Annotated in this window: 11 protein-coding genes and 1 riboswitch; of the genes, 6 read left to right on the top strand and 5 right to left on the bottom strand. The window is 58.1% G+C overall.

The window, feature by feature from the left end; translation table 11 throughout:
• Positions 1 to 272: 272 nt before the first annotated feature.
• Genes gcvP through gcvT form a run of 3 tightly spaced genes read right to left on the bottom strand, consistent with a single transcriptional unit; the run spans position 273 to position 4,568 of the window.
• A complete protein-coding gene (gcvP, locus tag AC0TNJ_RS21525) occupies positions 273 to 3,086 on the bottom strand; it encodes an aminomethyl-transferring glycine dehydrogenase (RefSeq protein WP_473772329.1) in 2,814 nt (937 codons plus the stop codon).
• Positions 3,087 to 3,090: 4 nt separating this feature from the next.
• Entirely contained in the window at positions 3,091 to 3,459 is a 369-nt protein-coding gene (gene gcvH, locus AC0TNJ_RS21530; protein ID WP_006471988.1) for a glycine cleavage system protein GcvH, read from the bottom strand.
• 5 nt (positions 3,460 to 3,464) lie between these two features.
• Positions 3,465 to 4,568 carry a glycine cleavage system aminomethyltransferase GcvT gene (gene gcvT / locus AC0TNJ_RS21535; RefSeq protein ID WP_473772330.1) on the bottom strand — a complete coding sequence of 368 codons (1,104 nt, stop codon included), beginning with the start codon at positions 4,566 to 4,568 and terminating at the stop codon, positions 3,465 to 3,467.
• A 146-nt stretch (positions 4,569 to 4,714) separates the two neighbouring features.
• A riboswitch (glycine riboswitch) is annotated at positions 4,715 to 4,798 on the bottom strand.
• 493 nt (positions 4,799 to 5,291) lie between these two features.
• Here gcvT and AC0TNJ_RS21540 point away from each other — a divergent pair.
• Complete coding sequence (locus AC0TNJ_RS21540) at positions 5,292 to 5,438, top strand: DUF1127 domain-containing protein (RefSeq protein WP_002965914.1); 147 nt, start codon at positions 5,292 to 5,294, stop codon at positions 5,436 to 5,438.
• A gap of 203 nt (positions 5,439 to 5,641) precedes the next feature.
• Here the strand turns inward: AC0TNJ_RS21540 and AC0TNJ_RS21545 are convergent, their stop codons facing one another.
• Positions 5,642 to 6,031: a RidA family protein gene (locus AC0TNJ_RS21545; protein WP_473772331.1), complete on the bottom strand. Its 390-nt coding sequence runs from the start codon at positions 6,029 to 6,031 to the stop codon at positions 5,642 to 5,644.
• 9 nt (positions 6,032 to 6,040) lie between these two features.
• On the bottom strand, positions 6,041 to 7,273 hold the full coding sequence (locus AC0TNJ_RS21550) for an NAD(P)/FAD-dependent oxidoreductase (RefSeq protein WP_473772332.1): 1,233 nt from the start codon (positions 7,271 to 7,273) through the stop codon (positions 6,041 to 6,043).
• Positions 7,274 to 7,518: 245 nt separating this feature from the next.
• Here AC0TNJ_RS21550 and AC0TNJ_RS21555 point away from each other — a divergent pair, with 245 nt between their 5' ends.
• From AC0TNJ_RS21555 to AC0TNJ_RS21575, 5 genes are read left to right on the top strand one after another with little or no spacing between them, the layout of a single operon-like run.
• Positions 7,519 to 8,319 carry a creatininase family protein gene (locus AC0TNJ_RS21555; RefSeq protein WP_473772333.1) on the top strand — a complete coding sequence of 267 codons (801 nt, stop codon included), beginning with the start codon at positions 7,519 to 7,521 and terminating at the stop codon, positions 8,317 to 8,319.
• Positions 8,320 to 8,328: 9 nt separating this feature from the next.
• Positions 8,329 to 9,135 (top strand): ABC transporter ATP-binding protein, encoded by an 807-nt coding sequence (locus AC0TNJ_RS21560; RefSeq protein ID WP_473772334.1) that lies wholly within the window; start codon positions 8,329 to 8,331, stop codon positions 9,133 to 9,135.
• A 10-nt stretch (positions 9,136 to 9,145) separates the two neighbouring features.
• Entirely contained in the window at positions 9,146 to 9,988 is an 843-nt protein-coding gene (locus tag AC0TNJ_RS21565; RefSeq protein WP_473772335.1) for an ABC transporter permease, read from the top strand.
• Position 9,989: 1 nt separating this feature from the next.
• Positions 9,990 to 11,171 (top strand): amidohydrolase family protein, encoded by a 1,182-nt coding sequence (locus AC0TNJ_RS21570; protein ID WP_473772336.1) that lies wholly within the window; start codon positions 9,990 to 9,992, stop codon positions 11,169 to 11,171.
• The gene (locus AC0TNJ_RS21575; RefSeq protein WP_473772337.1) at positions 11,168 to 12,547 is read left to right on the top strand and encodes an FAD-binding oxidoreductase; all 1,380 of its coding nucleotides are present in this window, start codon (positions 11,168 to 11,170) and stop codon (positions 12,545 to 12,547) included. Before AC0TNJ_RS21570 ends, AC0TNJ_RS21575 begins: the two co-directional genes overlap by 4 nt.
• Positions 12,548 to 12,559: the final 12 nt, after the last annotated feature.

Here is a 12,559-nt window from a genome sequence, read left to right on the forward strand (position 1 = left end):
GCGGTAAGTGTTCCCCTCTGGAGGTTTGCCCAAGTGGCACCTTCATAACTTAGCCGGACTTCCTAGTCCGGCTCTTTTTTTGCCTAAAATTCAGTTGGATGGACTGGCTTCGGTTTAACGTGGAACCGTCGGAACCGCTCTAACCTTTTGATTTTATCGCATCATCCACGCAAAACCGCTTCGCACTTTTGCTGAAAATGCTCCAACGTTCTTCGCAAAAGAAAAGGCGCCGCGTTTCCGCGGCGCCCTGATTTCAAAACAATCCAGCACGATCAACCGTAGGCTGCGACCGGCGGGCAGGAGCAGATCAAGTTCCGATCGCCGCCGACATTATCCACACGGCTGACTGGCGGCCAATATTTTGCCGTCGCATCGAAATCGCCATTGATCGCGCTTGCCGGGAATACTGCCTCCTCACGCGTATAAGGATGCGTCCATTCCGTTGCCAGCGTATCGCCTGCCGTATGCGGTGCATTGGCAAGCGGATTATCGTCCGCAGGCCAGACACCATCGGCAACCTTTTTCGCTTCGGCTGCAATTGCAATCATCGCATCGCAAAGACGGTCGATTTCCGACTTCGGTTCAGACTCCGTCGGCTCGATCATCAGCGTACCCGCAACCGGCCAGGACATGGTCGGCGCATGGAATCCATAGTCGATAAGGCGCTTGGCCACGTCTTCCACGGTGATGCCAGCGCTGTCCTTCAGAACTCGCGTATCCACGATGCACTCATGCGCCACGCGATCATGCGCGCCAGTATAAAGGATCGGATAAGCGTCCTTGAGGCGATGCGCGATATAGTTGGCGTTGAGGATTGCAGCTTCGGTTGCCTTCTTCAGACCAGCACCGCCCATCATGCGGATATACATCCACGTGATGACCAGAATGGATGCGCTACCGAACGGCGCAGCCGAAACGGCATGTTTGGAACCGATATCCACATGGCCAGGCAAATACGGCACCAGATGCTTGGCAACACCGATTGGACCAACACCCGGACCGCCGCCGCCATGCGGAATGCAGAAGGTCTTGTGCAGGTTCATGTGGCAGACGTCGGCACCAATATCGCAAGGACGGGCAAGACCAACGAGCGCATTGAGGTTTGCACCGTCGAAATAGACCTGACCGCCATTGTCATGCACGATTTCGCAGAAAGCCTTGATGCCTTCTTCAAACACACCGTAGGTCGACGGATAGGTAATCATGAAAGCAGCGAGATTATCACGATGCTTCTCGGCCTTGGCCTTCAGATCGTCGATATCGATATCGCCATCCGGCCGGCAATTGACCACGACGACGCTCATGCCTGCCATCGAAGCGCTGGCCGGATTGGTGCCATGTGCAGACGACGGGATCAGGCAGATGTTGCGATGACCTTCGCCGCGCGACTGGTGATAGTGGCGGATAGCCAGAAGACCGGCATATTCACCCTGGCTGCCTGCATTCGGCTGTAGCGAAACGCCAGCAAAGCCGGTGACTTCGCAAAGCCAAGCCTCGACGTCAGCCGTCATTTTCGCATAGCCTTCGGTCTGGGCCGCAGGCGCGAACGGATGCAGATTTGCAACTGTGTTCCAGCTCACAGGCATCATTTCTGCCGCCGCGTTGAGCTTCATCGTGCAGGAGCCCAGCGGGATCATCGCGCGGTCAAGCGCCAGATCCTTGTCGGCCAGACGACGCAGGAAGCGCATCATCTCGGTTTCGGAACGATGCGAATGGAACACATCCTGCGTCAGGAAGCCTTCACCGCGCCCCTTGCCCGGAACGAGAGCCGTGTCGCCTTCAACTGCCTTCGCGCCGAACAGAACGGCGAGCGCTGCGAGATCTTCCTCCGTTGAGGTTTCATCAAAGGTGACGCCAACCGTATCGGCGTCGATGATGCGAAGCAGACGTCCACCCTTGTCGGCCTCGTCGGCGATCTTCGCAGCCTTGCCGGCGAGCTTGATCGTAACCGTATCGAACAGGCTATCGCCTGCAATCTCCACACCAGCAGCCTTGAGGCCAGCGGCGAAGCGCGAAGCAAGGCCAGCAACACGCGTTGCAATCGCCTGCAAGCCAGCCGGACCGTGCCAGATGGCATAGGATGCTGCCATATTGGCGAGCAGCGCCTGCGCGGTGCAGATGTTCGACGTCGCCTTGTCGCGACGGATATGCTGTTCGCGTGTCTGGAGCGCCAGGCGATAGGCCGCACGACCATGCGCATCAACCGACTGGCCAACGATGCGGCCCGGAATGATGCGGGTCAGCGGTTCCGACACGGCCAGATATGCTGCGTGTGGACCACCAAAACCCATCGGCACGCCGTAACGCTGCATGGATCCAACGGCCATGTCCGCACCCCAGCTTGCTGGAGCTTCCATGATGGTCAGCGCCAGCGGATCGGCAACGGCGATAACCAGTGCGCCCTTGGCCTTGGCATCGGCGATGACCTTGCTGAAGTCGCCATAGACTCCGCGCGTATCCGGCCACGGCACCACGATTGCCGCGGTGTTGTCGTCAACGTCGCTGCCGGTGGCGATTTCCCAACCGAGCGGTTCGGCGCGGGTATTCACCACGTCGACCGTCTGCGGATGCAGTTCACCCGCCAGCAGGATGCGGCTGCGCTTGTCGCGATGATGGCGGCAGGCAACACCGATTGCTTCGGCAACGGCAGTTGCTTCGTCAAGCAGCGAGGCGCAGGCAACCGGCAGGCCGGTCAGTTCCGCAACCAGCGTCTGGAAATGGAACAGAAGCTCAAGGCGGCCCTGGCTGATTTCAGACTGGTACGGCGTATAGGCCGTGTACCAGGCCGGATTTTCAAACAGGTTGCGCTGGATGACCGGCGGCGTGTGCACACCATGATAGCCCGCGCCGATGAAGCTCTTCTTCACCACATTGCGGCCCATGATGGCGTTCAGTTCGGCAAGCGCGTCGGATTCGCTAAGCGGCGCCGGCAGATCAAGCGCACGGTTGAGGCGAATGGATGCCGGAACCGCCTGCGTGATGAGGGTTTCCATGGAAGGAAGGCCGAGCGCTGCAAGCATTGCGCGCTCGTCTTCCAGTCTTGGCCCGATATGACGGGCAACGAAGGGAAGAACCTGCTGGGTCATCGCGTTATCCTACCAGTTTGTCGTAACCGGCCTTGTCGAGGAGACCGGAAAGCTGGCTTTCATCGGAAAGCTTCAGCTTGAACAGCCAGCCCTCGCCTTCCGCAGCCTGATTGATAAGAGCCGGATCGCTTGCGACGGCTTCGTTGACTTCGACCACTTCGCCATCGACCGGCGCATAAACGTCGGAAGCGGCCTTGACCGATTCCACAACCACAATGCCCTCGCCCTTGGTTGCCGTGCGGCCGACATCCGGCAGCTCGACGAAAACGAGGTCACCCAGTTGTTCCTGTGCGTGGATCGTAATGCCGACAGTGGCGACGCCGTTTTCGACGCTGATCCACTCGTGATCTTCGGTGAACAGGATATTGGCCATGGAAATCATCCTTTGCGATAGCGATGCGGTGTGAAGGGAAGCGCCGAAACGTCTACGGGAACCTTGTTGCCGCGAACGTCAGCGAAAACGCGTGTGCCGGGGGCAGCGAGGTTTGCCTCGACATAGCCCATCGCGACAGGAAAACCTGCCGATGGACCAAAACCACCCGAAGTAACGGTGCCGATCTGGCGACCGGATTCATCAAAAAGGTCAGCGCCTGCACGGACCGGCTGGCGGCCTTCCGGCTTCAGGCCAACGCGCTTGGCAGATGCGCCCTTGGCGATTGCATCCAGGACGGCCTTTGCACCGTTGAACGTCGCCTTTTCGCGCACAGGCTTGGTGATCGCCCAGGTAAGACCAGCCGAAACGGGGTCTGTCTCCGGGGTAATGTCCTGGCCGTGGAGGCAAAGTCCGGCTTCAAGGCGCAAGGAATCGCGGGCGGCAAGGCCGATCCATTCGACGCGCTCATCGGCAAGAAGCTTTTCGGCCAGCGCGCGCGCCTCTTCGGCAGGCAAGCCGATCTCGAAACCGTCTTCGCCGGTATATCCCGAACGGGTCATGAACCAGCCCTGCTTCGGCTCAAAACCATTCATGAAGGCAAGATCCGCGCCCGGCAGCCCCGCATCGGTGACGACTGCTTCGGCTTCTGGTCCTTGCAATGCGAGGAAAACACGGTCGAGAGGATTGACCTTCACGTCCTTGCCCGACGCGGCTTCATTCAGATGTTCGATATCGGCATCGGCATTGCCCGCATTGGCGACGACCATGAAGCGGTCTTCACCAAGACGCGTGACGATCAAATCGTCCAGCACGCCGCCATTATCATTGAGGAAGAAAGTATATTTCGACTGACCCGTCTTCAGGATCGTCGGATCGAGCGGGCAGGTCTCGGCCAGAAGTGCGGCGGCATCTGCGCCCGAAACTTCGATCAGCTTCATATGAGAAATGTCGAAAAGCCCGACATGCTCACGCGTATGAAGATGTTCCTTCATGACGCCCAGCGGATAGGTGATCGGCATGTTCCAGCCAGCAAAGCCGCCAAAGCGCGCGCCAGCCTTTTCATGCATGTCCTGCAAAGGCAGGGTCTTCAGATGTGCGGTATCGCCCATAACAACTCCAGAGTCGCACGTGTGCCTCCGCAAAATGCGGTTGCTTCGTGCCCCTCTGTCTCAGGCCTGAGAGACTCGCATGGCTATATATAAAGCCATACTTACACCTTCGGCGCAGGGTTGCCCCCGACTTTCCAGAGTTGCCTTACCCGTCTGCGGTTCCTTGTACCTGAGAGATTTCGGGCGATTTCCCCTTCGGCGGCCGGTTGGCGCTCTCCCGCAGACAGACAGTGCAAGGACGCCATATAATATGATGTCCCAGCACCCGACGAAACTCCCTTAACCCAATCCCGCGCGCAAGTCATGTGGAATTGTTGTCTCCAACCGACGATTTAACGGACTTTTGCGACAAAATTGAAAGCCGAGGGAGGTTCAGATTTATACTTGATTATACACGCCTGCCGCGACACGAGGAGATCGCGCAATTATTGGCCCGACGCGCCTCAACAGGCAGTCATCCCACTTCATTTTGTGGGTGCAACTTTCTGGTCGGCAAAATTTTAAAGAAGTTTTAACCGGTTAGCCGTCGAAGCAGCCTGAATCCAGCGGATTTCCCCAACAGGACATGAGATTGTGATCGTATAATGACCAAGCTGCGCAAAAGACGTGCAACTGACAAGCTTTAACGCATTGCAGCTATGCAAATCTGTCTCTCCAATTCGAAATGCTTCGAGCCTATATGCTGTTTGCAACAAAGAGATAAGATTTTACTAGGTGAGAGAAATGAACCTGATCCGCTCGTACAACAACTGGCGCCGTTACCGTAACACCGTAAACGAACTGAGCCGCCTGAGCCCACGTGAACTGAACGACCTCGGCATCCTGCCTTCGGAAATTCCGTTCGTCGCCCGCAAGGCCGCTGCTCGCTAATAGCGCCGCCGGAAGGCATGCGCCTTCTTCAAGGATCGCGAATCCCCATAATTGCGCGGTCCTACAGTTTCAAGAATATCATCGGGGGCTTTCTCCTCCTCCCATTCCCTCGGTGATTCAAGACCGGATACCCTCCTCCCAGTCCGGTCTTCCCCATAAAACACCCGCCGCTTCCTCCCGCGGCGGGTGTTTTCGTTTGGAGATTACCGCGCGGCGACGACCTCGATCTCGACCTTGAATTCCTCGCGCGTGAAACCGGAAACGATCATCAGCGTGGAAGCGGGCGCTGGCGCTGGAAACAGCTTGTCGCGCACGTCCATATATGGCCGCATGTGAGCGCGATCCGTCACGTAGGCGTTGATGCGCACTACATCGGCAAGGTCCATGCCGCCGTCACGAAGGATGCGCCGGATATTCTCAAAGCAAAGCTCCGCCTGCGCCCCCGCATCCTGCGGAACATTGCCATCTGGCGCGATACCCAGCTGGCCGGAGCAGAAGATCATTTCCGAGCCAGTCTTTACTTTCACACCATGGCTATAGGCGGCAAAGGGAGCCGCCATATCCTGCGGCAGCAGATGTTTCAAAGTGCTCATCGTATATCCTCAAGTTTTCGGCGCAGCAGCCAGCATTTCTTTCAGCCGCGCTGCCCCGGCGGCAATATCAGCCTCGGTCGGATTGATCCCTGCCGCCAGCAGGCGGCGCGCGATCATATGATCCGCCGGGCGATTGATGGAATCGACAGCCACAAGCCTGTCACCGGCGAAATGAAACACGGAGAACGCATTTTCTTCCGGGTTCCCGGAAAGCACATGCCGATCAGCATCGAAGGACAGACCTGCGGTCTGCAACTTCATATCGCCCTGATCGGACCAGAACCAGGCAATCTCTCGAAATGGCGTTTCGCGTCCGACAATGGTGCGCGCCACATGCTTTGCCTGGTCTGTCGCATTCTGCACCGATTCAAGTCGCACCCGACGGCCGGCGTGAAAATGATCGTAGCTCACGCAATCGCCAATTGCGTAGACATGGCTCGCGGACGTGCACAGATTCCCGTCCACTACAATGCCGTTGTCGATTGCAAGCCCGGCTGTGACTGCAAGCTCCACGTTTGGCACCGCGCCCGTACCGATCACAACCATATCCGCCGGGAATATGGTTCCGTCCGCAGCTTTCACGCCTGTCACGCGGCCATTTTCACCCTCAATCGCCATCACGCCGAGATTGGTCAAAACCGTGATACTGGCGGCGCGGCTGCGCGCTTCCACATGGGCGGAGATGTGCGTCGCCACCGAGCGCCCCAGCACGCGAGGCGCAGCCTCGATCAGAACTGTCTTTTTGCCAAGCGCGATTGCGCTATGAGCCATTTCGAGGCCGATGAAACCGCCGCCGATAATAACCACATTCTCAACATTGGGCATCGCCGCCGCGATGCGGCGTGCATCTTCCATCCGGCGCAGCGTGAAAACACCGTCAAGCTCAACACCCGGTACATCGGGAATGCGGGCACGCGCACCGGTCGCGAAGATCAATTCGGACCAGTTCAGGACCTGCCCGTCATCGAGCGTGACCGTCTTGTCTGCAAGAGATACGCCATCGACGCGACGGCCAAACATCATCTCGATATTATTGTCGCGATAAGTCGACTCTGGACGCAGAACCAGCCCTCCACCTTCGGGCGCCTTCAGGTAGGACTTGGACAGCGGTGGCTTATGGTAGGGAATATCGGTTTCGTCGTTGATGAGAATGATTTCGCCTGCATAGCCTTCCTGCCGAAGGCTGATCGCGGCCTGCGAGCCAGCATGACCAGCTCCAATGATAATGCATCTATCGTCCATAGGACCTCCGGAAATTTCCGCACATCATAAACCTGTCGCGGCCCGTCACGTGACCAATTAGCCACGGATTCACACCTTAATTGCACGCAATTTGAATATTTAAAACATTTAGTTTGACCGATCGGTCAGATTGTTTAGTAGGATGCGCTAAATCTGGTTTGACGCGCATCTTGTTCCGAAAGCCGTTTCACACTTTTCGGGATGCGCTCTAACGCCCTTGGCCCGAGCGTGTAGGAGTTGCAGTCTTGAAACGATATTGGTCCGATTATACGAGCGAGGCATTCTCCCGCCTTGAGCGTGAAAAGCTCGTGGCAGTTCTGCCCGTTGGCGCGATCGAACAGCACGGGCCTCACCTGCCGCTGGCAGTTGACGCCGCCATTGTCGATGGCATGGTGAAAGAAACAATCGCCCGCCTGCCGGAAACCAGCCATGCGCTGTTCCTCCCCACGCAGGCCATTGGCAAGAGCAACGAGCACAGCCTTTACCCAGGCACGCTGACGTTCTCGGCAGAGACGATCATTCGCATGTGGTGTGAGATAGGCGGCTGCGTGGCAGCAAGCGGTGTCCGCAAGTTGGCGCTTCTCAACAGTCATGGCGGCCAGATCAGCGTCATGGATATCGTAGCACGCGAGCTGCGTATCCGTCACAACATGATGGTGGTCAGCATCAACTGGTTCGGCCTTGGAATGCCCGAAGGCGTTTACAGCGAGCACGATCTGAAGCACGGCATCCACGCAGGCGACATGGAAACCTCGGTGATGCTGGAAATGCATCCCGATCTGGTCGACATGTCGAAAGCGCAGGATTTCCGCACCCTTACGGAAAAATTCGCAAGCGATTTCAAACACCTGTCGCTGAGCGGCGGCGCCAAGCCCGCCTGGCAGATTCAGGATATCAATTCTCACGGTGCAGCAGGCAACGCAACGCTTGCAACCGCTGAAAAAGGCCGCAAGACCATCGATTTTGCCGCTGACCGGCTAGTCGAGGTATTGATGGAAATCGAACGAGCGCCGCTCGCCTGGCTCGATAACAAGCCAGGCTGGTAGGAAAGGACAATGAGCGTGGCCCCCGACTCCTCCCCTTCCTCCCTCATCGAAATAAACTGCGTCTACAAGCAGTATGGCACCGGCGTCATGGCCGTGAGCGACATGTCGCTCAGAATTGAGCAAGGCCAGTTTGTAAGCTTTCTCGGCCCCTCGGGATGCGGCAAAAGCACGGCGCTGCGCATGATAGCGGGGCTGGAATCCATTTCCGCTGGCGAAATCCACATCAACGGCCACACCCCCGGCAAAGGCCCGATTGGCGCGCAGGATATCGGTTTCGTGTTTCAGGAACCGACCCTGATGCCTTGGGCGAACGTCTTCGATAATGTCTATCTGCCGCTCCGTCTTTCCGGCATATCGCGCAGGCAAGCAACGCCACGCGTCGAAGAAGTGCTGGCACAGGTCGGTCTTTCACGTTTCGCCAAGGCATTCCCGCGTGAGCTTTCCGGCGGCATGAAAATGCGCGTTTCCATCGCTCGCGCGCTGGTTACACGGCCGCGCCTTCTCCTGATGGACGAGCCTTTTGCAGCGCTTGACGAGATGACGCGTTTCAAGCTCAACAATGATGTGCTGCGTCTTTGGCAAGAGCACGGCCTGACGGTGATCTTCGTCACCCACAGCGTTTATGAGTCGGTCTATCTGTCCAACCGCGTCATCGTCATGGCAGCAAGGCCGGGGCGCGTGGTCGCCGATATACCGATCATCGGCACCTATCCCCGTGCAGAAAGCTACCGCACGACAGAAGCATATGCAAAATATTGCGCCAAGGTTTCTGATGCGCTGACCGCGACGCTTTCCTCTGAAGATATAGATCACTGAGGACATGCAAATGAACCAGATGCAAAACGAACTGCCTGTCCTCAATTCCGAACAGGACCGCCTTGCCAGGCGCGAGCGCACCTTGCGCATCCTCATGCCCACCGCGGCCATCCTCGTCGCACTCGGCATTTGGGAAAGTCTCGTCCGTTACTATCAGATACCTCACTATCTGATCCCAGCCCCTTCGCTGGTTGCGGAAACGCTCGTCAAGGATGGCCCGTCGCTGATGGCGTCCCTGTGGTTCACGGTAAAGCTGACACTCATCTCGCTTGCCTGCGCCATCGTCGGCGGCGTACTGCTTGGCATGGTCTTCGCCTTGTCGCGCCCGATAGAAATGGCGTTCTTTCCTTTCGCCGTCATACTTCAGGTAACGCCGGTGATCGCCATCGCACCGCTGATCCTGATCTATGTGCGTGATACATTCTCCGCCCTTCTGATCTGCGCGTGGATCGTCGCCTTCTTCCCTATCCTTTCCAATACGGTGATCGGGCTTCGCAGTGCCGATCATAACCTGCGCGACCTGTTCAAGCTCTACCGTGCCTCGCCATGGCAGCGGCTGCGCTATCTGCTGGCGCCGAGCGCATTGCCCTATTTCATGGCGGCACTGAAAATCGCCGGTGGCCTGTCGCTGATCGGTGCGGTTGTCGCCGAATTTGTCGCCGGTACAGCAGGCCAAAGCACCGGCCTTGCCTCACGCATTCTGGAATCGAGCTTCCGCAACGAAATTCCGCGAATGTTCGCTGCACTTTTCCTCGTGTCGCTGCTGGGCATCGTGATCTTCCTCATCACAAGCTGGCTGTCGCGCCTTGTCCTCGGACGCTGGCACGAAAGCGAAATTCGCCGGGAACGCTGACATGCTGAGCGGCGTTGCCATAACCGGGCTTTCCGGCCGTCACGATATTCATATCGAGGGGAACCGCATTGCCTCGATCATGCCGTCCCGCACAACCGGCGGCGGGTTGGTGACGCCGCTTTTCGCCGATGTGCATGTGCATCTCGACAAGACATTCACCATGCCGCGGATTGCGCAAAACGGTCCGGCAAAGGTGGAATGTCTGTTCGACGCCATCGATCTGATGAATGCCGACCGGCAGAACTGGACCGCGGATGATATTCGCGCCCGCGCAAGCAAAGGGCTTGAGACAGCCTTTGCGCAAGGGGTCGGCGCGATGCGCAGTCACGTGGACTGGATTGCACCGGAAACGCCGACGGCATGGCCTGTTCTGAACGAATTGCGCGAGGAATGGAAAGGCCGGATCGATCTTCAACTTGCCGCCCTTGTCCATGGCGATCTCGTGCTGGAAGCTGGCAAGTCGATTGCTGCCCGCGTGGCGCAGGATAATGGCGTGCTTGGCGCATTCTTCTATCGCAATCCCGATCTTGAAGCGAAAATCGCGGAGATGTTCCGGCTGGCGACTGCACACGGGCTCGATCTAGACTTTCATGTTGATGAAGGCCTGGATATTGAAGCCAACGGCTTCTCCCTGATCGTCGATGCAACCCGCCGCCATTCCATGGGCGGGAAAGTGCTGTGCGGCCACGCCTGTTCGCTATCCTTGCGCGGGCCCGACGAACTTCCACGCATTCTCGATGCCGCAGCGGAAGCGGGCGTCGCGCTCGTCGCGCTGCCCACGACGAACCTTTATCTGCAAGACCGGCTTGGCGGAAAATCGCCGCGAATGCGCGGCGTCGCGCCGCTGAAAGAGGCACGCGCTGCGGGCATGGATGTCATGATCGGCTCCGACAATGCGCGCGACGCCTTTTACCCCTATGGCGATTACGATCCGCTGGCGATCCTGCGTCTTGCGGCACCCGTCTGCCATCTTGAGCCGCAGGAATGGCTGGACAGCATCACCACCCTGCCTGCTCGCCTCATTAAAAGCGAGCGCGTGCAAGCGCCCAAAGCCGGTGCGCCTGCAAATTTCATCTGGCACGACGCCGAAGACCTCAACGACCTCATCAGCCGTCCGCAGGCCCCGCGCACCATCTGGCGCGACGGTGTCGCCTCGCCCCAAAACAACGGGAGAACCCCATGAATTCTGCCGCTCCGCAGCGCATTTACGACTGGGCCGCATTCCGCGCCGAAATAGATGGAATCCGCATCTATGACGACCCGAAGCAGGTCGAACTGCGCTCACGCGATTATTTCTGGTACAGCCCGATCCTGACCGAAGATATCGGCCAATATGTTGGCGATCTCGTGGTCATCCCGAAAGATCAGGACGAAGTGCGCCGCGTGGCGGCGGCTGCCGCGAAACTCCGCATCCCCATCACCGTGCGCGGCGGCGGCACCGGCAATTACGGCCAATGCGTCCCGCTGGAGGGTGGCATCATCCTCGACATGACCAAGCTCGACCGTATCATTTCCATCGAACCCGGCAAGGTTCGCGTGGAAGGCGGCGCGCGCATTTCGCGCCTTGACGATGCTGTGCGCGAGACCGGACAGGAACTTCTCATGTATCCGTCCACCCGCCGCATCGCCACGATTGGAGGCTTTTTCTCCGGCGGTTCCGGCGGCATCGGTTCGCTGCGCCACGGCATGTTGCGCGACGACGGCAACGTCTATTCGGTCAAGGTTTTGACCGTCGAACCGGAACCGAAAATCATCGAATTGACTGGCCGCGACATCCACAAGGTCCAGCACGCCTATGGCACCAACGGCATCATTCTGGAGCTGGAAATCGGGCTGACCAAATCAACCGACTGGATACATACCGCTGCCTTGTTCGACAGTTACGAGGCAACGCTCAACTTCTGCCTCAAGGCGCTTGAAGAAAATCTGGACTGCTATCTGCTGACCACCGTGGACCGTCGCTTCGCGCGTTTCTACACCAAGTTCGGCGAGCTCTTCCCTTCCGACAAGGATGCGGTTTTCGCCATGATCGCGCCGGAGGAAATGGCCCGTTTCGAGGCGCTCGCCACCGAATTTGGCGGCAAGCTATCCTTCGCCATGACACTGGATGACTTGCACAAGAACGGCCTGCAGCCTGCCTATGAATGTGGCTGGAACCACACCACCTTGCAGGCGCTGAAAGCTGAGGAAGGCTGGACCTATCTGCAGGTTGCCTATCCGCGTCCATTCGATGTTGATGTGGTGACCCGCCAGATCGAACGCTACGGCGAGACGCAATATATGCATCACGAAATGGCCCGACTTGAGGGCGAAGTGCAGATTTTCGCGCTGCCGCTTGTCCGCTTTGAAGGTCGTGACGAGATGTATCGCCTGATCAAGGAACTGGAGCAGGTTGACGGCTGCGACATCTACGATCCTCATGCCTACACCATCGAGGATGGCGGCATGAAGGAGATCGACAGCATCCAGATCGAGTTCAAGAAACTCGCTGACCCATATGGCCTGCTCAATCCGGGTAAGACGCGCGGCTGGACCGCCGACATGGCTTTGACTGATTAAAACAAGGGGAAC

The organism is Ochrobactrum sp. PL_is483 (genome assembly GCF_055816855.1).

Bases quoted from the DNA above. Each gene is read 5' to 3' on its own strand.
- gcvP (WP_473772329.1), bottom strand. From the start codon at position 3,086: ATGACCCAGCAGGTTCTTCCCTTCGTTGCCCGTCATATCGGGCCAAGA.
- gcvH (WP_006471988.1), bottom strand. From the start codon at position 3,459: ATGGCCAATATCCTGTTCACCGAAGATCACGAGTGGATCAGCGTCGAA.
- gcvT (WP_473772330.1), bottom strand. From the start codon at position 4,568: ATGGGCGATACCGCACATCTGAAGACCCTGCCTTTGCAGGACATGCAT.
- AC0TNJ_RS21540 (WP_002965914.1), top strand. From the start codon at position 5,292: ATGAACCTGATCCGCTCGTACAACAACTGGCGCCGTTACCGTAACACC.
- AC0TNJ_RS21545 (WP_473772331.1), bottom strand. From the start codon at position 6,031: ATGAGCACTTTGAAACATCTGCTGCCGCAGGATATGGCGGCTCCCTTT.
- AC0TNJ_RS21550 (WP_473772332.1), bottom strand. From the start codon at position 7,273: ATGGACGATAGATGCATTATCATTGGAGCTGGTCATGCTGGCTCGCAG.
- AC0TNJ_RS21560 (WP_473772334.1), top strand. From the start codon at position 8,329: ATGAGCGTGGCCCCCGACTCCTCCCCTTCCTCCCTCATCGAAATAAAC.
- AC0TNJ_RS21565 (WP_473772335.1), top strand. From the start codon at position 9,146: ATGAACCAGATGCAAAACGAACTGCCTGTCCTCAATTCCGAACAGGAC.
- AC0TNJ_RS21570 (WP_473772336.1), top strand. From the start codon at position 9,990: ATGCTGAGCGGCGTTGCCATAACCGGGCTTTCCGGCCGTCACGATATT.
- AC0TNJ_RS21575 (WP_473772337.1), top strand. From the start codon at position 11,168: ATGAATTCTGCCGCTCCGCAGCGCATTTACGACTGGGCCGCATTCCGC.